Below are 22,957 nucleotides of genomic sequence, written 5' to 3' on the forward strand. Positions count from 1 at the left end.
GACTTTTGACTGAGTCCTAGATTAATCAATATTTTTTGACTTTTAACTTTTAACTTTTGACTTCTAATGTCTTGGCAGGTTTAGTCCCAATATAATTGATATAAAACCTAACCTCTAGCTAAACTTACCCGTAAAATTATTGGCATAACTTCTCTTTTCTAATGTTTTCAGTTTTTTATAGATATTACAAAAACTTAACAAATTAATTGTCTATCAAAAAAATCAAAATTAAAAATTATATGAATAATGATTCAAACTCTTCTTCAGCTAATTCTCAAAACACCAGTCCAACCTCAGAAAATTCTAATGGCACAAAAGCAGCGATCGCTCCTGTAAAAACACCAATAGAGCAATTAAACTTGGTAGAAAATGAAATAGAACAAATGTTACCCTCCTCTCCCACACAACTTAATGGTTTGGCAAACAATCAAGCAGAGGAAGGGCCAAAGAATCGAATTGCGTCCATTGTCTCCCTGACAGCAATTGCCGTAATGATTCTGGGGTTAGCCATAGATAATGTGCTGCTTGGTTATAGCAGCGCGGTTGTGGCAATGGTAGCTTCCATCAGAATGATTTGGCCTAGTTGGGGTAAAGTCTGGAAAACCCTCATTCCTCCAGTTTGGCGTAATCTGATTATTGCTTGCTTTGGTATCTTGGCCGCTATTGTTGGTTTACTGATGTTAAGTGGAGCAAACCAAGAACCAGGTACTCGTAATATTCAGATTAACTGGGATGCCATTGGAGCGGTGGGCGAACTCATCGGAGCTTTGGGTCAAATTTTAATTGCAATTATTGCTGTATATGTAGCTTGGCGACAATACGTTATTTCCAAAGATTTGACCATTCAGCAAAACCGCATTACTCAACAACAAACCATTGATGCTTACTTTCAAGGAGTTTCCGATCTGGCAATGGATGAAAAAGGTTTATTGGAAGATTGGCCACAGGAAAGAGCGATCGCTGAAGGACGTACAGCAGCTATTATTAAAAGTGTAGATGGAGAAGGTAAAGCGAAAATTCTCAGATTTTTATCTCAGTCTAGACTAATAACACCGATTAAGCGCGATCGCCAACTTGGTCGGCCTATTTTAGATGGTAATGGGGGTTATGCGGAAGACAGGGAATATGGTATTCGTGTGATTGACTTAGGAGTAATGTTAGCTGGTGCTGACCTGACAAAAACAGATTTACGTTGGACAGAATTAAGTGATGCTAATCTTGTTAGAGCTAATCTTAGTGATTGTGACTTGGTCAAAGCAAATTTTTCTCGTACTATTTTGTATGAAGCAAGTCTGGTAGGTGCTGACTTGAGAGGAGCAAGATTTTTCTATGGTAATGCAGAAACTGCTACTCCTCGCAGTCGTACTCATGTACCTAACTATCAAACAGGTATTTGTACTGGTGCAGTGGTAGAAAATGTTGACTTTAATGGAGTCAAACGGTTGTCTGACGAACAACGTTATTATTGTTGTGCTTGGTCTGGGGAAAAAAGTAGGAGAAAGATACCTGGTGGTTGTGAAGGTATTCCGAATAAGTTGGGGCGTTAGAAGAAGGAGTCAGGAGTCAGGAGTCAGGAGTCAGGAGAAAGGAGTTATGTCAAATCCGGTTGAATACTTATTAGAATTCTTGGGAGATAGAAGTGTGGATAGAATTATAAACATATACTGTGTAACCAGATTCTATATCAGGAGTCGGGAGAAAGGAAGGATGAGAGTGGGAATTATCTAGGCATATTCCGGCATTTTATGTCTGCATTGATATGTAGGGGCGAATGGCATTTGCGCTCCGCAAAGCTCTGAATGGCGCCCTCACTAGATTTAGTTTCCGTGCGTAAGTCCTGTTAAATTATTTTCTCCTCCTCCTAGCTACTCCTCTACTCTGTTAACACTTGCCATTTCCCAAGCTGCTTGAAAGAAATCTCGTTCGCAGAGCATGGCATAACAGTAGGTTGATTCTGCTTCTTGAGTATTATCTGCGTAACTGTCTATCACTTTCTCCAGCTTTTGCGTCAAATGTTCAAAATCCTGACTGCTGTAAGTACGAATCCATTCAGAATATTGATGCTCTGGGATTTCTGGTGTAGCCAACTGTTGTCCTAAGAAAGCATAAAGTCGCATACAAGGAGTCATTGCTGCAGCGATCGCTCCAATATTATTACTCCAAGCTGTTGCTAATAAAAAATCTGTATAACGCCGTGTAGAAAATCCTGGTGTAATAGTTTCTAGATTTACTCCCCATGCTGCCGCATAGTTTTGATGCAGTTGCAATTCCTCTTTTACCCCACCTGCGAGAGCATGAAACAGTTCAAATGTTTTCCAGTCTGGGGACTTAGCTGCAGCAATACTGTAAGCACGGGCAAATGCTTTGAGGAAAAAAGCATCTTGTCCTACATAATAGGCAAAACTTTTATGAGGCAGTGTACCGTCAGCAATTCCTTGCACAAAAGGATGAGATAAACATACTGTTGCTAATTGTTGATTTATTTTCCATAAATTATTTGATAAGCTGTTTTGCATTGAAACCATATATCTAAATTTTTGTCAAAGGGAATAGGGAATAGGGAATAGGGAATAGGGAATAGGGAATCTAAACTATTCTTAGCTTATCATATTTTCCATAAATTCATTCAGTGGTATTATATTATGTTTTAGTTTAAGATTATTCAACCAATTTCAGAAATGTAGATACAGCAGATTGCAGATAGATGAGGTACAAATATAAATGCTAAAGTGTTTGTAGTGCGGGCATCTTACCAGTGACTGGTATACCTGGCTAATATGAAATACGCTGTATGTTCTATAAAACATCTCTACAAGAGTAGCTCGAAAAGGATAATATGATTTATGGAAAAATCTATTTTAATAGGAAATTATTGTTTCTTCCCTCTTCCCTCTTCCCTCTTCCTTCTTCCTACTTTTATGAAATATTCTATAGTAATTCCTATTTATAACGAAGAGAAAAATCTCCCAGAATTATATCGGCGTATCAGTGCCATTCTGAATAGAATGGATGGAGATGTAGAATTAATTTTAATTAATGATGGGAGTCGCGATCGCTCTCTACAAATACTCCGAGAATTACATCAACAAGACTCTCGAATTTGTTACTTAAGTTTTGCCCGTAATTTCGGACATCAAATTGCTGTTACTGCTGGTTTAAATTTTGCTAGGGGGAAAGCTATTGTAGTTTTAGATGGAGATTTGCAAGACCCACCAGAATTAATTCCAGACTTAATTGAACAGTGGCGACAAGGTTATCAAGTTGTCTATGCTCAACGCACAAAAAGACATCAAGAAAGTTGGTTAAAAAAGTTGCCTGCTTTTCTATATTATCGGATTTTAAAACATTTAGCAGATGTGGATATTCCCATTGATACGGGAGATTTTTGTTTAATGGATAGATGTGTGGTAGATGTGTTGAATAAAATGCCAGAAACTAATCGTTATATTCGAGGTTTAAGAGCATGGGTTGGTTTTAAACAAACAGCAATTAAATTTGAGCGCGAACCTCGTTTTGCTGGTGATATTCAATATACTTTTGCTAAGTCTTTAGCTTTAGCAATTAATGGTTTAGTCTCTTTTTCTAAAGTACCTTTACGACTTTCTACTTATATAGGATTATTTGCTGCTTGTATTGCTTTATTGATGGCTTGTTTAGTTTTATATTGGCGGATTTTTTATCCAGATTCACCATTAACTGGTTTGGCAACAATTATCATGGCAATTTTCTTTTTAGGAGCAGTACAATTAGTAAGTATTGGAATTTTAGGAGAATATATCGGACGTATTTATGAAGAAGTGAAAGGTAGACCTCTTTATACTTTATCTGAAGTGGCAGGATTTGAGGATAAGAATTAATACCATCAGGACTTACGCATACAACTCCCTTGAAAACGACATATTTAGGGGCGAATAGCATTCGCCCTCAATGGCATTTGCCCTAAATTGATGAGGGAAGCGGTTTCTTACTCATTTTTAGAGAACTGACTGAAGTATACGTGCTAACAAACGAATTCCATCAGAATTTTTCATATCTTCCCAGGAAAGTGCCCAACCTTCAGATGCTGTTATTAACGATTCATCAAGTTCTGGGTGAAACTGGGTAGTTAGTGCTTTCCGGCCGTTATCCCAATAAATACCGGTTGCTGCCACCTCACATAACGGATCGCCACTTTGAGTATGTGTTGAAGCTAAAATTTCGACACCAATGGGTGCATCCATTAGGCTTTGTAGGTCTAGTATCGAGGCCGCTTCAAGGCTGTAAGCAGTTATCGCATGGTGAATTTGCTGATAGGCCCAACATACGAACCGCATTGATTCTTCTGATACTTCGTTGCCATGAAATGCCTGAATGTGCAGATTGTTCTCGTACTGGAGTGCTACATCAATGATAGCATCAAAACGTTTTGCTACTACACGATATGCCTCCGTGATTTCAGTCGGAACATGAGGAATCTCAAGATCCCGGTAGGGGTATAAACGTGTATTAGAATGGCTAATTTCTTCATTCTTAGCAACTGCAAACGATTCATCATTCCAAGATTGGGCGACAGTACCATAACTCTTTTCGACCTTCAGGCGATTTGCCACCTCGGCAATGCGACGACTGACAGCAACAAACGCTGGTTGTTGTGATTTTTCTAGACGATCCACAGATTCACGGATTAATTCTACATGGGCCTGCGCCGTAAGCTGATGAGAGAGACAAATGCCAATGAAAGGCACCTGTTTTAAGAGGAATTCAACAATCAGTTGCGTAGCATCTGAACGAGGAAATGCTGGCGAAAAAGTATCTTTTACATGAACATCCGGTTTGCCCCCTTCCAATACTATAAGTTTGGCTACCCTTGCCAGGGAAGCAAAGCGCTTTAGGTCAGAAATACCATGCTTCCAAGCGGGCACAATAAGGGTAGGTAAACCCAGTATCTGATCGACAATATAGGCCACGTTCTCTGATGCAATGACCCCAACTTTATCCTTGGGTCGTTCGCCAACATGCTCCCAGGGTTCAATAACTACAACACTTTCTGCAATTTCTCCAGGATCGACCAGAGAAAGATCGTCTACATGACGACCCCAGGTAGGACTACGGTCACCGAGAGGATTTGGTGTATTACGTTCAGCGAGAAAAGCATCAATTAAAACTTGACTAGATTTAGACATTTATAGTGCCTCTGATTTTATTAGGACTTATATTTTACAATTTTTCTGAGTGCAGCCTTAATTCCTTAACAAAAAAATCAGAAGGTTTTAGATCGGTAATTTCAATGACACAATTATGCGTCCAGAACAACTGAATTCTAGCATTTCGGATATTTTTCCACCATCTTGGGGTCTGGTATCGCGCGATCAGCGACAAGAAGAGGATTGACTCAAAGGAAAATTTTTCTCTATTATCCCTTTAAAAGGGGAGGCTTTAAACCACAATTTTTCGGTAAATAAAGCTTTTAGCCTTTTTCGACTCTAAAAAAGTGCGCCTGTTTTAATTCCCTTACCCTCAAAAATTCAGAATTTGGGGGTGAGGAGGGGAAGAAAAATCAAAGAAAAATTATTCCTCCTACTTTCTCTGTCTTCCCACCCTCCCCAAACTTCCCACACTCCCCACCCTCTCAACACCTTAGCCCTATTTAATTTTTGGGCGAAAGTATGAACAATCGCATGGTTTCCTATATTCCTCAAGCTGCTAACCGTCAGACTCCGAATCGGATAAATGAAGTTGTGATAAAATTGAACATTATTTTCTGGAGTAACTTATGATATCGACCAAATCTTTGCCTTTGAGTTGGGAAGAACTACAACAACTCGCCACATTTGAGCGAGATACCATTAACGGACCAACCAATTCCCAAGCAAGATTGCGGCTGTTTGGACAAGCCGAATCAGATGTGCGAGTTACTCTTTATCGCGATCATCATGCTTGGTGTCCTTATTGCCAAAAAGTGTGGCTGTGGTTAGAGGAAAAGCAAATTCCGTACCGTATCGAGAAAGTCACTATGTTCTGTTATGGAACGAAAGAAAAGTGGTATAAGCAAAAGGTGCGATCGGGAATGCTTCCTGCGCTAGAACTTGACGGTCAGTTAATTACAGAAAGTGATAATATCTTATTAGCATTAGAAAACGCATTTGGTCCATTAAATCGGGTGGGAATGGGCGATCGCCGAGCGCTGCCTCTGCGCCAGCTAGAACGCCTACTCTTTCGCGGTTGGTGTAGTTGGTTGTGCTACCCCACGCGATCGCAAAGGGACGAACAACGCAGTCGAGATCAATTTACCACCATCGTGGCTAAAGTTGAAGCAGCTCTTGCCAGTACTCCAGGATCTTATTTTCTGGAAGAATTTGGTATAGTTGATTTGGTTTTTACTCCATACATCGAGCGGATGAATGCCAGTCTCTACTACTACAAAGGCTATTCATTGCGGGAAGAAAACCCAAAGCTCTCTGATTGGTTTGATGCTATGGAAACCCGATCCACCTATAGAGGAACACAAAGCGATTTTCATACCCATGCCCACGATTTACCACCGCAAATGGGCGGATGTTATCCTAACCAAGAGTCTCAAACTGAGATTAATCAAAAACGAGTCGATTGCGGTCCTTGGTTGGGATTACCAGATGTGATGTATCCAGAACCCGAAACGTCTCGAACAGAAGCTCTGCAACGGGTGATCAAGCATCGTGAGAATATCATTCGCGTTAATCCAGCGGACGATCGCCTTTTTGATGAAGCCTTGCGTTGCGCTCTGACTTACATGATAACAGGAGAACTCTGTCCGCCACCATCTGCTTCCGATCCAGCCCTGCGCTACCTGCGCGATCGTATTAATGTACCCAGAGATATGTCTATCTATGCTAGCAAACGACTGAGAGAAGCATTAGAAACGACGGCAGCTCTATCTGGCGATCGCCAAGGAATACCCATTCCAGTACGCGATCGGCGCGATCAAGACCCCGCTAATTTTACCCAAATTTAACAATGGAGTGAGAATTCCCCTCTTCAAACCTTGGATTGCAGAGGGGAACCCCTATTTGATTTTCAATAAAGGACATGGGATACTATTAAACTTTGGTGTTGAAGGCAAGAAAAAACCGAGTTTAATTTCAATCTGCTTCCCTTTTGCTTGACAATAAAAAACTTATTGTTCCGAAAATTTTATCTAAATCGGTAATAGCAATTCTCAACTTGCTTTTTGTGAATTCATCGGATACTAATTTTCCAAATTGCCATAATTCTCCATCTGTTACTATCCCATACACAGCAAGTTCCTCGGCTTTATTTAATTTTTGCACAGCAATCAACTCAGCGAGACATTGCCCCCATCCCTCACTAAAATCATTCTTTTTTGCTTCAACAACAACGACGATTGGAAAACCCAAAACAGTTTTACCTAATTCTGACTTTGTTGAAAACAAGTAATCAGGCGCTCCATTTAGTTTAGTATCGTATGTTATGAACTTGTGGCTCCAAAGAGTATACTTATCAATAAAACTTTTATAAACTTCTCTTAAAATTGGATAAATAATATTTTCACATCTTGAGTATTCAGATGTGTATATATCCATGTTCTGTTCGCTGAATTTCAATTCCCTGACAAACAGATCAGAAGGTTTTAAATGGGTAATTTCAATAAAGTCTGCTTCCAAATACTTGATCTTATACTCTTGTTGAACTTGAGCAATAGTTTTATAATCACTAAAAGCCATTAATAACTCTTACCTCTCAACGTGAAACTCTTGATTTAATTGCATTATATCCTAATTTTCTGCTTTTTATCGTTCAAGTCCCGCTAGAACATCGGCGGTGTCAAAGGCTAGGGTGTTATACTGGCTAAAGCTGTAACTTGTGGCAGGGTCAAGAATTGAAGGTTTCACCATTGCTTTACTCCAGCAGCTTTTAACTTCCCGGTGTTTGTCTCGTCGGTATGGACTGTCTTTGAGGGAAGTATAGCAAGCAAGCGCTCGCAAAACAAAATGTATGCGATCGCAGCAGGTAAAAACCTAGTGCATCATGATAAAGCAAGCAGGGATAAAGTCTCATCTTCGTCAAATAATTTGATCGCGCTAAACTCCCGACGCAGCAAATTTTCAACTTGTAATGTCGAACAGTTCCCAAGGCGAAGCCAAATCACTTTCAGTGGATTTCCAAATACTAAACTCAGATCGTGCATATCAGCATCTTTCGAGACGATGATTAGATCGTTGTATGCATGCATAATCCCAAACGATTGGGTCGATTGTCGCTTTCATGCCCACATCTCGAAGGTGAAGGGAGTTTGGGAAAAAATCGCTCAAACGGTTTGGTAATTTAGGCGATAGATTCTCATCAAAAAGTAATTTCATGGGGATAATGGGGCACTCATAAACCGACGATCGCGGTCAGCAGCATAAGCAATGCATGCTTTTAAATCTTCTCGCGTCAGATCGGGAAAATCGTCTAGAATTTCTGCTTCAGTCATCTCAGAAGCTAGGTACTCAAGGACTTCATAGACTGTAATACGCAAGCCACGGACGCAAGGCTTACCACCACGTTTTTCAGGCTCAATTGTAATGATGTCTCGGTAGTTCATAAACTGGCATGAGGAAAAAATGTTTACTTAGCATTATATCGAAAACTTTTGCTGCCCGCAGACAGAGAAGACTTCTAGAGCTTATCTGCAATGCGATCGCCAAGCTGTTCGATTTAGTACAGGGATAGGCAGGGAAACATTCAAGGATGAGTTGAGTTAATCCTGTGGTAAGTTCCCTATTGTTAACACACCTTACTGCTGTGGCTAGATTAGTTATGCAAAGGATTTTGTGAGTTACGCAGGAACAGAGATTATCTATTTATTGATAGATTGCTTCCCTGCTAACATAGCCTACGCGATCGGCGATCGTACTCAGCCAATAGCCAATTAACGACCATTTGTACCCGTAGACCAAAGTGGCACACCACGATTGGTGTAGACAACCACGTTACCATCTTGTTGAATAGCTAGGAAAGCACCTGGATTCCCATGAGTGTTTGAAGCCCAAAGAACACGGCCTCCATCTGCATAGATAACTAAATTACCATCTGCTTGCATTGCCAACACTCTAGCACCTTGGTCGTGAGTGTTTGTTGCCCATACTGACTGCCTGGATGGATTATAGAACCCCTGAGCGTATCTTTGGACGCGGTATGTGCTTTTGGCTTCCGTCCTCAGCCTGAGGAAGTTGTGGAAATTCAGGAACGAGAATGGGGAAAAAGCGGATGAGACCCCGCGTCGCCCAATAGCAAACCTGGTAGCTTCCCTTGCAGGTAGAAAAATACTCTCATCTCCCCATCTCCCCATCTCCTTCTCTATTTTTAAATAGATCCGTTTAGGGGTTCTATACAGAAGCTTTGGAAATGAGAAAGCAACTACTGGGGTCGGCACATCCAGATATTGCCACCAGTCTCAACAACCTGGCAGGTCTCTACAAATTCCAGGGGCGATACACAGAAGCGGAACCTTTATTTTTAAAAGCATTGACTATTTTGTTTTCACAACTAGGAGAAGAGCATCCCAATACTCAGACTGTTATGAAGAATTATGGAATATTTTTGCAGCAAGTCCTTAACGAAAATCGTCAAGGGGAGTTATCTGATCAAAGGAGTTTGCAGATTATCTCCCAGATGGAGAGCGAAGAGTAGGGAGGTGATTTCCGTTCTCGGTTTGTTTTTTACCTCAGTAAAATGCAGGTCAGAAAATTAGTTAAGTCCTGTCTTATTAAATTCATAAGCAAAACTAATTACATATCCTAATTTCTCATCATCAGGTAATTGATAATTTATACCCTCATCCCAGATTATTTTGTATACAAATCGCCTTAACTTTTATGAACAAAGATTGAGAGTATATACTCCTCATTTTGTCAATAAATGTAACGAAAAATTTCCAAATTCTTATAGAATTGTATCAAAACAAGAACTTACCCTACCTTTTTTTCACATTTTCTGGTAAATATACTCATTAAGTATCAGCAATTATCCTCAAGGAGCAATACTTAATGTTCACATCTGTTAAACCCGCCGTTCGCCACATTGTCCCAGAAGACTTGAAAGGGCGATCGCTCTTAAAAGTTGTATATATCGTTCTAGAAGCACAATATCAGAGTTCTCTCTCAGCAGCGGTGCGCTCTATCAACGAAAAAAGTCCTAATTTGGCCATTGAAATTAGTGGCTATTTAATAGAAGAATTAAGAGACCCACAAAATTACGAAAACTTTAAAAAAGAAGTTTCTGAAGCTAACATCTTTATCGCTTCCCTAATTTTCATTGAAGACCTGGCCGAAAAAGTAGTGGAGGCTGTTACCCCCCACCGAGATAAGCTGGACGCTGCTGTTGTATTCCCTTCCATGCCTCAAGTGATGCGCCTGAATAAAATGGGAAGTTTCTCAATGGCACAACTAGGTCAGAGCAAAAGCGCGATCGCTCAGTTCATGCGGAAGCGGAAGGAAAAATCTGGTTCTTCTTTCCAAGATGGAATGCTGAAGTTGTTGCAAACTCTGCCGAAAGTGTTGAAGTATATGCCTATTGATAAGGCGCAGGATGCTAGAAACTTTATGCTTAGTTTCCAATATTGGTTAGGGGGTTCGTCGGAAAACCTGGAAAATTTCCTACTGATGTTGGCAGATAAATATGTTTTTAAAGATAAGAAAAACAGCTCTCTCCAATATGTTGATCCAGTAGTTTATCCAGACATGGGTATCTGGCATCCCCTCGCACCAAAAATGTTTGAGGATGTTAAAGAGTATCTCAACTGGTACAACCAGCGCCAAGACATTTCTGAAGATTTGAAAGACCCCCTCGCTCCCTGTGTTGGTTTAGTATTGCAGCGTACTCACTTAGTTACGGGAGATGATGCTCACTATGTTGCGATGTTGCAAGAGTTGGAGGCAATGGGAGCGCGAGTTGTGCCTGTATTTGCTGGAGGGTTAGATTTTTCTAAACCAGTCGATGCTTATTTCTGGGAAGTTGCTGCTAAAGGAGTTGAACCCACACCATTAGTAGATACAGTTATTTCTTTGACAGGTTTTGCACTGGTGGGGGGACCTGCTAGACAAGACCATCCGAAGGCGATCGAATCTTTGAAACGGTTGAACCGACCATATATGGTAGCTTTGCCTCTGGTTTTCCAAACTACGGAAGAATGGGAAGAAAGCGAACTTGGTTTGCACCCCATACAAGTAGCTTTGCAAATAGCTATTCCTGAACTTGACGGAGCGATCGAACCTATTATTATGTCTGGACGGGATGGGGCGACCGGAAAAGCGATCGCTCTCCAAGACCGCATCGAAGCTGTTGCTCAACGTGCTCTCAAGTGGGCAACTCTTAGACGTAAACCTAAACTGAATAAAAAAGTTGCTATTACTATTTTCAGTTTCCCACCAGATAAAGGAAATGTTGGTACTGCTGCATATTTAGATGTATTTGGTTCTATCTATGAAGTTGTCAAAGCACTCAAAGGTAACGGTTACGATATTCAAGATTTGCCAGACTCCGCAGAAGAGTTGATGAAGCAAGTCATCCATGATGCGACTGCTCAGTATCAAAGTCCGGAGTTGAATATTGCTCACCGGATGTCAGTTGCAGAATATGAAAGTTTGACACCATATTCCGAACGTTTACATGAAAATTGGGGACCCCCTCCAGGAAACCTGAATAGCGATGGCGAAAATTTATTAATCTACGGTAAGAGTTTCGGCAACGTTTTTATTGGAGTACAACCAACATTTGGTTATGAAGGCGACCCGATGCGGTTGTTGTTCTCTCGTTCCGCTAGTCCCCATCATGGTTTTGCTGCTTACTATACTTATTTAGAACAAATTTGGAAAGCTGATGCGGTGCTGCATTTTGGTACTCACGGTTCTCTCGAATTTATGCCTGGTAAGCAAATTGGAATGTCTGGAGATTGTTATCCTGATAATCTGATTGGTAGTATTCCCAATATCTATTATTATGCAGCGAATAATCCTAGTGAGGCGACTATTGCTAAACGTCGGAGTTATGCTGAGACTATTTCTTACTTGACTCCCCCTGCGGAAAATGCTGGTTTATATAAGGGTTTGCAGGAGTTGAACGAGTTGATCGGTTCCTATCAAACTTTGAAGGATAGCGGACGAGGTATTCCCATTGTCAACACTATTATGGATAAGTGTCGGATAGTGAATTTAGACCAGGATGTGACGCTGCCAGAAAAAGATGCTCAGGAGTTGACTGCTGAGGAACGGGATAAAATTGTTGGGGATGTTTATCGCAGACTGATGGAAATTGAGTCTCGGTTGTTGCCTTGTGGTTTGCACATTATTGGTAAACCTCCTAGTGCTGAAGAGGCGATCGCTACTTTGGTAAATATTGCTAGTTTAGACAGAGAAGAGGAAGAGATAACTGGTTTACCTCGAATTATTGCTAATAGTCTCAACCGAGATATTGAGGAACTTTACCAAAACAATAATAAAGGTATTTTGGCAGATGTGGAGTTAGTTCAGAGTATTACGGAAGCGACTCGTGCTGCTGTTGCTGCATTAGTGAAACAACAAACCGATGCTGAAGGTCGAGTTTCCATGGTTAGCAAACTCAATTTCTTCAACATGAGGAAAAAAGCACCTTGGATAGAAGCTTTGGAAACAGCAGGTTTTCCGGATGTTGATGCGGAACTTATTAAACCTCTGTTTGAATATTTGGAATTTTGCCTTGAGCAGGTTTGTGCTGATAATGAGTTGGGTTCCCTGTTACGAGCGTTGGAAGGGGAATATATTTTACCCGGACCTGGTGGCGACCCTATTCGGAACCCCGATGTTTTGCCTACTGGTAAGAATATGCACGCCCTCGACCCCCAGTCTATTCCTACTGCTGCTGCGGTTAAGTCGGCAAAAATTGTGGTTGACCGTTTATTGGCGCGACAGATGCAAGAAAATGGTGGGCAATATCCAGAAACTATCGCTGTTGTGTTGTGGGGAACTGACAATATCAAGACTTACGGTGAATCTCTCGCTCAGGTAATGTGGATGGTAGGTGTGAAACCTGTACCTGATGCTTTGGGTAGGGTGAATAAGTTGGAATTAATTCCATTGGAGGAATTAGGTCGTCCGCGCGTTGATGTCGTGATTAACTGTTCCGGTGTATTCCGAGATTTATTTATCAATCAAATGAACCTTTTGGATAAAGCTGTGAAAATGGCAGCGGAAGCAGACGAACCGGAAGAGATGAACTTTGTCCGGAAGCACGCTCTGAAGCAAGCGGAAGATTTAGGAGTAAATTTACGTCAAGCTGCAACGCGGGTATTTTCTAATGCTTCGGGTTCCTATGCTGCGAATGTTAATTTGGCAGTAGAGAATAGTACCTGGGAAGATGAGTCGGAATTACAGGAAATGTATTTGAAGCGCAAGTCGTTTGCGTTTAATTCTGATAACCCAGGAATGATGGAAGATAACCGGAAAGTATTTGAGTCAGCGTTGAAAACTGCGGACGCAACATTCCAAAATTTAGATTCATCGGAAATTAGTTTGACCGATGTGAGTCACTATTTTGATTCTGACCCGACAAAAATTGTAGCGACTCTCCGGGATGATGGGAAAAAACCATCTTCTTATATTGCGGATACAACGACAGCGAATGCTCAGGTGCGGTCTTTGTCAGAGACAGTACGTTTGGATGCGCGGACAAAAATGTTGAATCCGAAATGGTATGAGGGAATGTTGTCTCATGGTTATGAAGGAGTGCGGGAGTTGTCAAAGCGTCTCGTGAATACCATGGGATGGAGTGCAACTGCCGGTGCCGTGGATAATTGGGTTTATGAGGATGTGAATGAGACCTTTATTAAAGATGAGCAGATGCAGCAGCGGTTGTTGAATTTGAATCCGCATTCGTTCCGGAAAATGGTGACGACATTGTTGGAAGTGAACGGACGTGGTTATTGGGAGACGAGTGAGAGTAATTTGGATAAGTTGAGGGAGTTGTATCAGCAAGTGGAGGATAGAATTGAAGGGATAGAGTAATTAATGGATAATGGATAATTGATAATCGATAATGAGAAGTATCTCTAATTATTAATTATCAATTGATTTAGTAGGGTGGGTAAATATTTGCCCGCTCTAGTTTTTTGACTACTACAAAAATTTAGAAAATTTTTCTACATTTGAGGTATTTATCAGTATTTGACATCAAATAATTGTTATTGATTTAGAGTAACTAATTATGTTGAAACTTAATCGCCGTAAATTTTTATTGCTTAGTGGCTTAACCTTTGTTGGTACAAAAGCCTGTGCTCAAGTTAAATCCAGAAACTCAAGAACTCCAGGAGGATTAGAATCAGGTTTTCCACCTCAAAAAGTAATAGTTGTAGGAGCAGGGGTTTCTGGTCTGGTAGCAGCATACGAACTGGCAGCAGTTGGTCATAAAGTAACAGTGTTAGAAGCACGCGATCGAGTAGGCGGTAGAGTTTTAACCCTGCGCGGTGATTTTAGTGAAGGACATTTTGTAGAAGCAGGAGCGGCAAGAATCCCTTCAACTCACGATCTTACCCTTGCCTATGTTCAACATTTTGGTCTAGAACTGAAGCCTTTTTATCCAAGAGAAGGGCTTTACATTAGGTTGAAAGATGGTAAACGTACTTTAGTTTCTAGTGATGACTTAACCAAAGCTTTATCACAAGTACCAATATTTGAAACTACTAAGATTAGCAAGGGTTCAGATATGTTGCCACAAGCTTTTGCTACAGCTCTAGCTGAAAAAATTAATCTTGGTGATGCGGTGACTCGCATTGAGCAAACATCTCTAGGTGTTCGGGTTTTTTGTAAATCTGGGCTAGAGTACAATGGAGATTTTGTGCTTTGTACTGTACCATTGCCAGTGCTAGGACAGATCGATTTTAATCCGCCACTGTCTCCTCTAAAACAGATTGCTTTTTCTGGGGGTTATAACTATCGCCCTTCTACTCGAATGTTTGTAGAATTTCCTGAACGTTAGAGCGTATATCTAGTTAAAGACTCACAAGTAAAAACCTATTAAGTCAAATAAATTAGTGCAATTATTATTAAATATCATCTAGAAAATTAAGTCAATGCTACACTACGAAATAATCCTTTATTGGAGTCAAGAAACAAGAGCATTTATAGCAGAAGTTCCTGAATTACCAGGTTGTATAGCTGATGGAGAAACCTATCAGTTAGCACTGCAAAATGTAGAAATAATTATGCAAGAATGGATAGAAACTGCTCAAGAATTAGGATGAGAAATTCCTACACCAAAAAATCGGTCTATCTTGACATAGATAAAACAGGCGATAGAACTCCGTTCCGCTTCGCGATCGCTACTTTTTTATTACAACTTTTTGTGCTATCCTCAAAAGGATTACAAAAATCAAAACACAAAAGAGCAAAAACTATGAACAATAATTTAATAGAAATATCTCCAGAAATATTATCAGGTATACCAGTCTTTAAAAATACTCGCGTTCCTATTAAAACTCTTATTGATTATTTAAGTGCAGGAGAAACTATAGCAGATTTTCTTGATGATTTTCCTACGGTGACTCAAGAACAAGCAGTTTCTCTATTAAAGTTAGCTCAAGAAACATTATTGAAACAAACCTATGAAAATATTGCTGGATGAATGCTTACCTAAAAAGCTCAAAAGAGAAATTATAAATCATCAAGTAATAACAGTTCCAGAACAAGGTTGGGCAGGAATAAAAAATGGAGAGTTGTTAAAATTAGCATCATCAAGTTTTGATGCTTTTATAACAATAGACCAAAACTTAACTTCACAACAAAATCTGCAACAAATTGATTTAATAATAATCGTTTTCGTTCATACAATATTCTTATTTTGGCTACCCTTATTGATTGAACCCATATGCTCGCTCTTCTATCATCCCTTTGATTGGCCTTGGCAGTTATAATTATTGCCTATCCCATTAGACATCTGGTAAAAATCAAAAATCAAATCAATTCTCACACTATATATATCAATTATTTCCCCTCCTGGGAGGGGGAGGGGCGAGGGGTGGGTTCCCTACTGCCTACAGCAAAGCTGCCTACTGCCTCATTTGGAGGAGATGTCTATTATATTGAGTGGATACGATTCTGCCTACTTAAGAATTATTTGTATTTCCAAATTTTATTCCTCTTCATCATGGGATAAAGAATTAAGGTCAAGTGATAATTGTTGGGGAAGTTGATCTAGTTGGAAATACTGATGAAATTTATCTGTGACTTGTAACCAATAAGAACGAGATTCCTTTTGACGACGTTTACGAACAAACCCCAAGGTAACAAGTTCTGGAACGTGCTGATAAACTCCTGAACCACGAATATCTACTAATTCTGATTGAGTAATACCTCCTTTGAGGGCGATCGCTGCTAAAGTCCTCAGAGCACCTACTCCCAACTCTGGTTGAATCAAAGATTCTATCAACTCAGCAAAAGTTGCTTTGAGTTGAAGACTATAACCTTTTTCTGTTTCTATAACTTCTAAGGCAGTATGTCGATGGGCATATTCAGACATTAATTCGATTAAAGCATCTTTAACTTGGCCACGCTCACATTTGGCAATTTCAGCAATTTCAGAAATGGAGAGGGGTTGTCCTTTGAGGTATAAAATTGCCTCAATTTTACTAGGAAGACTAAACATTTAGTATCATTACTTTGGGGTTCAAGAATTTAGAATTTAGAATTTAGAATTACCTCTTCTTATAAATAAGAGGATTGGATCGATGGATTTTTTTTCTTCTCTTGGTCGATTGGATATGGCTCCAAAACCTGCTCTGATCAGAGCAGCTTTCCTTACGGAATGCTACCGCAAACGCGGTTCGCCATCCCTCCACCGCTTTTTTCTCCATGAATGGAGAGGCTTTATACCTTAATTTTTCGGTAATTGTGATTAGAAAACTTTGCTCATCAATGAAGCGCAAAGTAGTCTAGTCTGATTTTTTTATCATAAGGTTGTTGTTAGGTCAAACTTGAAGTCCAAATCTAATATCATGTCCGGTAGCAAAGGTCAGGAAGAAGGAAGAAGGAAGAGGCAGGAAGCTTAAGAGCAAGAAAAAAAGTTAAGTCCTATATAAATCATCAATTATTTATCCCTGTTCCCTGTTTCCTATTCCCTCTTTTCTGGACATATCCAATAAAATAGGTATTTTATTTTAACAAATTTTTGTGCTATAATAAAACATTGTGTCTAAAATTACTGCAAATCATGCCAAAACTAAAAACTCGCAAGGCGGCAGCTAGACGCTTTAAAGTCACAGGCAGTGGAAAAATCATGCGTCGTAAAGCTTTTAAGAGTCATCTGTTGCAACATAAAAGCTCCACTCGCAAGGGTCGTCTGTCTAAAATGGCTCTTGTCCATGAGACTAATGAAGAAAATGTACGTTTAATGCTTCCATATTTGTAAAATTTTAGGGGGAAATTTATGACCAGAGTCAAAAGAGGTAATGTTGCCCGTAAACGCCGTAACAAAGTTCTTAAACTAGCTAAAGGATTTAGAGGTAGACAGTCTAAACTATTTAAAGTAGCTAACCAGCGAGTTATGCAGGCGTTACGCAATGCCTATCGCGATCGCCGTAAACGCAAACGGGACTTCCGTCGTTTATGGATTACTCGGATAAATGCTGCAGCTCGTCAACAGGGCATGAGTTATAGTCAACTGATAGGTAATATGAAAAAAACTAATATTGCCATTAACCGTAAAATGTTAGCCCAATTAGCAGTTTTAGATCCTGAAACTTTTGCTAAAGTAGTTGAATTAGCAAGTCAAGCTAAAGGATAATATCAACTAGAAGATTTAGGGAGTTGGGAACCGGGAATTTTTATGACAGTTACTTCCTACTTCCTACTCCACTCCATAAGATTTCAAATCTAGCCTTATTACTTATAAAAATTAATATTAATTATGGATAGCACTCTACCAGTTTTATACCTATTAATACTACTGATATTATTGTCTGTGGCAGGTATATTTGTCATTCGCCAGATTGCGAAGACAAGGAAAACTGAAATTCAGCTTTCTAATTTGAAAAGTAAACTGACAAAAGAACAGGGAACAATAGATGAATATTATCAGCTTGGCAGTATATTTTTAGAAAAAAAATTGTATTCTCAAGCAACTGAATTGTTACAAAAAGCTCTGAAATTAAAAGGTTCAGAAAATTCAGAAAGTTTTGCTAAAATTTATAATGCTCTTGGTTTTTCTTACTTTGCTAAAGAGCAATACGATATTGCTATTAGGCAATATAAAGAAGCATTAAAAATAGACCCTAGTTATGTAACTGTTTACAATAATTTAGGCCATGTTTATGAGAAGAAAAAATTAACTGCTCAAGCTTTAGAAGCTTATGAGTCAGCATTGAAATGTGACCCAAAAAATGATACTGCAAAAAGACGTGCAGAATCTATGAGAAAACGTTTGATACCATCTTCTTGAAGAAGGAAGAAGGAAGAAGGCAGAAGGCAGAAGGCAGAAGGTAGAAGGCAGAAGGCAGGAAGCAGAAGGTTTTCTCCTATTGTCACCTTAATTTTATACACAAACTATGCTACCGGACATCATATAACTTCTAACTTTTGACTTTTGACTTTTGACTTTTGACTTTTGACTTTAGTGAGGACTTTTGAATTTATTGAAAGGGTATAAGCTTCATGGGAATTTTCATCACAAACTCTGTACCTTTACCAGGATTAGAATTACATTTTAGGCTACCGCTATGTTTCTCAACTACAATTTCATAGCTAATAGATAATCCTAGTCCAGTACCTTTACCAACTTCCTTAGTTGTAAAGAAAGGATCGAAAAGACGTTCTTTGACTTCTGGTGGAATACCAGGTCCATTATCCCGAATACAAATTTGTACAAATTTACCAACAACTTTAGTGGAAATTTCAATTAGACTTGGTTCTAATTTGATTTGTTCGGTAGTCCGCTTTGCATCTTTTTCTTCAATAGCGTCAATGGCATTACTAATAATATTAATAAATACCTGATTAAGCTCTCCTGGATAACATTCCACCTCTGGAAGATTACCATAATTTTTAACAATCTCTATTGCAGGAAGATGATCTCGCCTATTAATGCGATTGTATAAAATAGTAAGAGTACTATCAATTCCTTCATGGAGGTTAGCTTGTTTCTGTTCAGCTTCGTCAAGGCGTGAAAAATTTCTCAAAGATTTGACAATATCTTCAATACGATTAGCTCCCACCTTCATTGAGTTAAAAAGTTTCGGTAAATCTTCCTGCAAAAATTCTAATTCTATAGCTTCTATTTCTTCCTGAATTTCAGGATGTGGGTTAGGATAATGGGTTTGATATAGATCGATCAAATTGAATAAATTTTGAGTATATTCCTTAGCATGAGAAAGATTGCCATAAATAAAACTGACGGGATTATTAATTTCGTGAGCTACTCCTGCTACAAGTTGACCCAAACTAGACATCTTTTCATTTTGAATCATCTGAGTTTGAGTCCGCTTCAGTTTCTTGAGAGTAGTTTCTAATTCTCTTGTCTTACTGCGACTTTGATTATATAGTTCTGCTTGAGTCAAGGCAATATCTAACTGTTCCACTACAGCTTTTAGTAAACTAATTTCTGTATCACTCCAGTGGCTGATCTGAGTGTGATTATGACATACTAATGCTCCAATTTGACCTGATGTTTTTTGAAAGGGAACAGACAGAAAAGATTGAATTCCTATTGATTTGAGCAATTTTCTAAAGATTCGATCTGGTTCTAAGTCATTATCAACTACTTTGATAACTTCTAAATGCAAAGCCTTTTGATTAATCGAACCTAATATCGAAGCTGGATATTTATCTGGTATATCGGGCAAACCTGGAATTTGAGATACATTACTAGAATACCAATAAGGTTCTTCTGCATCAGTGCAATACCAGGAAAAAAGGCATCGATCTGTTTGCATCAACTCCCGAACTCTATTGAGAGTAGTATTTAAAATAGTTTCAATATCCAGAGACTGGCGTATCTGACTGATAATTTGGTTAAAAAGTTGTTCTCGTTGAGCCTTTTCTCGTAACTTTTGTTCAGTACCCTTGAGTTCAGTAATATCTCTTGTCATACCTACAATACCAATAATATTGCCTTCAGCATCTTGAAAAGGTGTTTTTGTCGTGAGGAAGATTCTGAGTTGACCTTGTATGGGCACAATTTCCTCATAATCTTTTGAAATGCCACTATTAATAGTTTGGCGATCGTTATCTCTGACTTCTCGTACAACTTCAAGAGGCAATATAGCTGTATCATCCTTGCCAAGAATATCCTCAACTGATTTATTAAAACTATTGGCAAAAGCAGTGTTAACTAACAGAAATTCTCCTTGTAAATTTTTGGCAAAAATTAAATCTGTCGTACTATTAATTACTCCATTTAATAAGTTATAACTCTCTTTGATTTTGGCTTCTGCTTGCTTGCGATCGCTAATATCCCTACAAATACAAATAAGTCCTACATCTGTCATTGTCAAAGCAATTTCCTGGAAGAACTTTGTACCATCTTTGCGTTTAGCAACACACTCTCCCCGCCAAAAACCTTGTTGAGAAATTATAGGAAAAGCCTCTTTCTTTATACGTTCTATTTGTTCCTGTTCATATAAAATCTGCCAACTTTTACCCAGTAACTCTTCTGGGTTATCGTACCCGAGAATCTGCACATGAGCATGATTTATGTATGAGTAATGTTCTCCATCAGCTAAAATTGCAATCCCATCAATTGCTGCTTCAATTGCCATCATTTGCTGTTTGAGTTGTTCTTCTACTCGCTTGCGTTCAGTGATATCTGCATAAGTACCGAGAATACCAAATATTCTACCATTTTCATCAACTAAAGGAACTTTGCAAATATCTAGCCAAACTTGCTCACCATTAGGAAGTTGTCTTTGCTCAACTAAGTGCATTTGTGGTTTACCAGATAGCATAATTTCTCGATCGCTCTGTTGTTCTAATCTTGCCTCCTCCTCACTCAAGGCAAAATTATAGTCTGTATTGCCAACAATTTCTTCGCAAGATTGGTGATTGATTTCTCTAATAAACGTAGTATTACAACCTTTGTAAATACTATTGCAGTCTTTCCAGAAAATAGCTTGGGGCAAAGTATCTACAATAGTTCTGAGTAACTGTCGTTGTTCGACTAATTCAGACTGAATTTTTTGGCGTTCTGTGACATCATGCGCCATACTGAAAAGACTAATTAGCTGATGAGCATCATCATAAAACGCAAAATTGTGCCACTCACAAATAATAATTTTTCCTGTTTTAGTTATGTTTTCATTAATATTGAATGTTCCTCCTGTTCCTGCAAGTAACTGTTGAATTACTTGATATACATCATCCTGAGCTGAGGGAGGAACAAGATTAAATTCTGAGGTTGACTTACCAAAGACTTCTGCTTTGCTATAACCAAAGATTTTTTCTGCAGTATGATTCCAGTCAACAACGCGAAAATCAGCATCAAATTCTATTGCAGCTAGAGGAGACTTTTCAAAAAAATATCTTAATTTTTTTTTGCTCTGACGCAAGGCAACTTCAGTTTTCTTTAGTTCAGTAGTGTCAAGAATAATGCCATCCCAATAGACATTTCCATCTTTTTGTTTGCATGGCATTGCAGTTGCTTGTAGCCACTTGAACTTGCCAGAAGGAGTGGTAATTCTATATTCTGTTTGCCATATTGCTTCAAGTTTGAATGCCTGAGTTACAGACTGCTGAACAGTAGGGATATCGTCGGGGTGAACTAATTCCCACAACATACTATTATCCTGAAGTTGCCCTTCAGGATCGACTTCGTAGATATCATCACAACCGTCACTCAGAAAAGTAAATTTTCCTGTGGGTTCTGTAGGAGATTGACAATATTGATAAAAAAGTCCAGGGGTGCTAGCAGCAATACGTTGCCAACGATCTGTAAATTCTTGTAGTTGTGCTGCTGTGTGCTTTTTCTCAGTGATATCTTCGATGGATACTACTATACCTATTACATTTCCTTCTTGGTCATGGAGTGGTATTTTGTTGGTATCGATCCAAGCTTGACTACCATCTGGACGATGTTGGGTTTCTGTCATATTAAACTCTGGGGTGTTAGTTTCCATAATTCTAAAATCGCACTCCCGATACCACTCAGATTCTTCTTTGGTCGAAGGGAGATCGTAATCAGTTTTACCAATAATTTCTGTAGGTGATGAAAAACCACAAATTTGAGCAGCATAACGGTTGCACCCTAAAAAAACGCTGTTGCGGTCTTTCCAAAAAATCATTTGAGGTAAGCTATTGATAATTGAGTATAATAACTGTTGGGACTTTTGAACCTGTTTCAATTCAGTGATATCTTGAGAAAATGTTACTAAATAACTAATTTTTCCTTGACTATTACGCAGAGGAATTTGATGGATAGCTAAATAGCGTTCTTCTGTATGATCATTTAGTTTGAGTTGGGTAGTTTTTTCTACTGGATGTCTATGGTTTGTCTCCCTGCTGAATTTTAAAATTTCTGTTTGATTTTCATTGCTGAGTTGTTGAAAAGCACGATTACTATAAAATATTTCCTGGTTCGTCAAATCTTGACAAATCAAGTTTTCAGGTAAAATATCTAATATTTGCTCCAACTGATATAAACGTTCTTGAATAATAGCATTTTCATTTTGTAAATCAACTAACTGTTTTTGGCAGGTGCACAAACTATTGACATCAGATTTCATAACTTTTTACTCGCTAATATTAGGAAATTATATTATTTTGATTAGTTGAACATTCACTAATATCATAACTAATATCATTGTTTTTGACATCTGTATTTATATATAGTTAAAGCGTACTAATTTTGATGGGGTTCACAAAAATAAGAGCCAATAACTCTACTGCTATAGATTATGTCATTAGGTAGGTAAAGACTAAATACCATTTTGGTTTCAACTGTAAAAATATTTGACAGGAAAAAGACAAAATGATGATAAAAAGGA

The 22,957-nt window shown here is 38.8% G+C and carries 21 protein-coding genes; 12 read left to right on the forward strand and 9 right to left on the reverse strand.

The features are described from left to right. Positions 1 to 239 precede the first annotated feature (239 nt). Positions 240 to 1,547, forward strand: coding sequence for a pentapeptide repeat-containing protein (locus F6K06_RS02050; protein WP_124154223.1), 1,308 nt, complete (start codon positions 240 to 242; stop codon positions 1,545 to 1,547). A 318-nt stretch (positions 1,548 to 1,865) separates the two neighbouring features. On the opposite strand, the gene tenA is transcribed toward F6K06_RS02050, so the two are convergent. Then, on the reverse strand, positions 1,866 to 2,516 hold the full coding sequence (gene tenA / locus F6K06_RS02055) for a thiaminase II (RefSeq protein WP_124142913.1): 651 nt from the start codon (positions 2,514 to 2,516) through the stop codon (positions 1,866 to 1,868). Positions 2,517 to 2,918: 402 nt separating this feature from the next. Between tenA and F6K06_RS02060 the strand changes: the two genes are divergently transcribed. Next, complete coding sequence (locus tag F6K06_RS02060) at positions 2,919 to 3,857, forward strand: glycosyltransferase family 2 protein (protein WP_124142887.1); 939 nt, start codon at positions 2,919 to 2,921, stop codon at positions 3,855 to 3,857. Between the two features lie 117 nt (positions 3,858 to 3,974). Here the strand turns inward: F6K06_RS02060 and F6K06_RS02065 are convergent, their stop codons facing one another. Further along, complete coding sequence (locus tag F6K06_RS02065; protein WP_124142888.1) at positions 3,975 to 5,162, reverse strand: hypothetical protein; 1,188 nt, start codon at positions 5,160 to 5,162, stop codon at positions 3,975 to 3,977. A 590-nt stretch (positions 5,163 to 5,752) separates the two neighbouring features. On the opposite strand from F6K06_RS02065, the gene F6K06_RS02070 reads away from it, so the two are divergent. Further along, positions 5,753 to 6,970: a glutathione S-transferase family protein gene (locus tag F6K06_RS02070; RefSeq protein ID WP_124142889.1), complete on the forward strand. Its 1,218-nt coding sequence runs from the start codon at positions 5,753 to 5,755 to the stop codon at positions 6,968 to 6,970. Positions 6,971 to 7,097: 127 nt separating this feature from the next. On the opposite strand, the gene F6K06_RS02075 is transcribed toward F6K06_RS02070, so the two are convergent. The 5 genes from F6K06_RS02075 to F6K06_RS02095 all read right to left on the reverse strand — a co-directional run bounded on the left by F6K06_RS02075 (position 7,098) and on the right by F6K06_RS02095 (position 9,310). Continuing rightward, entirely contained in the window at positions 7,098 to 7,700 is a 603-nt protein-coding gene (locus F6K06_RS02075; RefSeq protein ID WP_124142890.1) for a hypothetical protein, read from the reverse strand. Positions 7,701 to 8,002: 302 nt separating this feature from the next. Continuing rightward, the gene (locus F6K06_RS02080) at positions 8,003 to 8,209 is read right to left on the reverse strand and encodes a DUF5615 family PIN-like protein (protein WP_275670261.1); all 207 of its coding nucleotides are present in this window, start codon (positions 8,207 to 8,209) and stop codon (positions 8,003 to 8,005) included. Continuing rightward, on the reverse strand, positions 8,166 to 8,336 hold the full coding sequence (locus F6K06_RS02085; protein ID WP_275670262.1) for a DUF5615 family PIN-like protein: 171 nt from the start codon (positions 8,334 to 8,336) through the stop codon (positions 8,166 to 8,168). The genes F6K06_RS02080 and F6K06_RS02085 overlap by 44 nt, the downstream gene beginning before the upstream one ends. Then, entirely contained in the window at positions 8,333 to 8,563 is a 231-nt protein-coding gene (locus F6K06_RS02090) for a DUF433 domain-containing protein (protein WP_124142891.1), read from the reverse strand. The genes F6K06_RS02085 and F6K06_RS02090 overlap by 4 nt, the downstream gene beginning before the upstream one ends. A gap of 327 nt (positions 8,564 to 8,890) precedes the next feature. After that, entirely contained in the window at positions 8,891 to 9,310 is a 420-nt protein-coding gene (locus F6K06_RS02095) for a hypothetical protein (RefSeq protein ID WP_124142892.1), read from the reverse strand. A gap of 56 nt (positions 9,311 to 9,366) precedes the next feature. Here F6K06_RS02095 and F6K06_RS02100 point away from each other — a divergent pair, with 56 nt between their 5' ends. The 6 genes from F6K06_RS02100 (at position 9,367) to F6K06_RS02125 (ending at position 15,901) form a co-directional block, all read left to right on the forward strand. Next, on the forward strand, positions 9,367 to 9,651 hold the full coding sequence (locus tag F6K06_RS02100; RefSeq protein ID WP_124142893.1) for a tetratricopeptide repeat protein: 285 nt from the start codon (positions 9,367 to 9,369) through the stop codon (positions 9,649 to 9,651). A 356-nt stretch (positions 9,652 to 10,007) separates the two neighbouring features. Beyond that, complete coding sequence (locus tag F6K06_RS02105) at positions 10,008 to 13,997, forward strand: magnesium chelatase subunit H (RefSeq protein ID WP_287243352.1); 3,990 nt, start codon at positions 10,008 to 10,010, stop codon at positions 13,995 to 13,997. A gap of 199 nt (positions 13,998 to 14,196) precedes the next feature. Then, positions 14,197 to 14,967, forward strand: a complete 771-nt coding sequence (locus tag F6K06_RS02110) for an FAD-dependent oxidoreductase (protein WP_287243351.1) — start codon at positions 14,197 to 14,199, stop codon at positions 14,965 to 14,967. Between the two features lie 94 nt (positions 14,968 to 15,061). Next, positions 15,062 to 15,232 (forward strand): type II toxin-antitoxin system HicB family antitoxin, encoded by a 171-nt coding sequence (locus tag F6K06_RS02115; protein ID WP_287243350.1) that lies wholly within the window; start codon positions 15,062 to 15,064, stop codon positions 15,230 to 15,232. Next, positions 15,229 to 15,612 (forward strand): DUF433 domain-containing protein, encoded by a 384-nt coding sequence (locus F6K06_RS02120; RefSeq protein ID WP_240038752.1) that lies wholly within the window; start codon positions 15,229 to 15,231, stop codon positions 15,610 to 15,612. The genes F6K06_RS02115 and F6K06_RS02120 overlap by 4 nt, the downstream gene beginning before the upstream one ends. Then, positions 15,593 to 15,901 carry a DUF5615 family PIN-like protein gene (locus F6K06_RS02125; protein ID WP_161564299.1) on the forward strand — a complete coding sequence of 103 codons (309 nt, stop codon included), beginning with the start codon at positions 15,593 to 15,595 and terminating at the stop codon, positions 15,899 to 15,901. The genes F6K06_RS02120 and F6K06_RS02125 overlap by 20 nt, the downstream gene beginning before the upstream one ends. 218 nt (positions 15,902 to 16,119) lie before the next feature. Here the strand turns inward: F6K06_RS02125 and scpB are convergent, their stop codons facing one another. Further along, positions 16,120 to 16,632 carry an SMC-Scp complex subunit ScpB gene (gene scpB, locus F6K06_RS02130; protein ID WP_124142897.1) on the reverse strand — a complete coding sequence of 171 codons (513 nt, stop codon included), beginning with the start codon at positions 16,630 to 16,632 and terminating at the stop codon, positions 16,120 to 16,122. Between the two features lie 564 nt (positions 16,633 to 17,196). Between scpB and rpmI the strand changes: the two genes are divergently transcribed. From rpmI to F6K06_RS02145, 3 genes are all read left to right on the forward strand, one after another. Then, entirely contained in the window at positions 17,197 to 17,394 is a 198-nt protein-coding gene (gene rpmI / locus F6K06_RS02135; protein ID WP_124142915.1) for a 50S ribosomal protein L35, read from the forward strand. A gap of 18 nt (positions 17,395 to 17,412) precedes the next feature. Next, complete coding sequence (gene rplT / locus F6K06_RS02140) at positions 17,413 to 17,769, forward strand: 50S ribosomal protein L20 (protein WP_124142898.1); 357 nt, start codon at positions 17,413 to 17,415, stop codon at positions 17,767 to 17,769. 123 nt (positions 17,770 to 17,892) lie between these two features. Then, on the forward strand, positions 17,893 to 18,423 hold the full coding sequence (locus F6K06_RS02145; protein WP_124154218.1) for a tetratricopeptide repeat protein: 531 nt from the start codon (positions 17,893 to 17,895) through the stop codon (positions 18,421 to 18,423). A 190-nt stretch (positions 18,424 to 18,613) separates the two neighbouring features. Here the strand turns inward: F6K06_RS02145 and F6K06_RS02150 are convergent, their stop codons facing one another. Next, complete coding sequence (locus F6K06_RS02150) at positions 18,614 to 22,696, reverse strand: PAS domain S-box protein (RefSeq protein WP_287243347.1); 4,083 nt, start codon at positions 22,694 to 22,696, stop codon at positions 18,614 to 18,616. Positions 22,697 to 22,957 lie beyond the last annotated feature (261 nt).

This window comes from Okeania sp. SIO1H4, from assembly GCF_010672695.1.
Classification (GTDB): Bacteria; Cyanobacteriota; Cyanobacteriia; order Cyanobacteriales; family Microcoleaceae; genus Okeania; species Okeania hirsuta.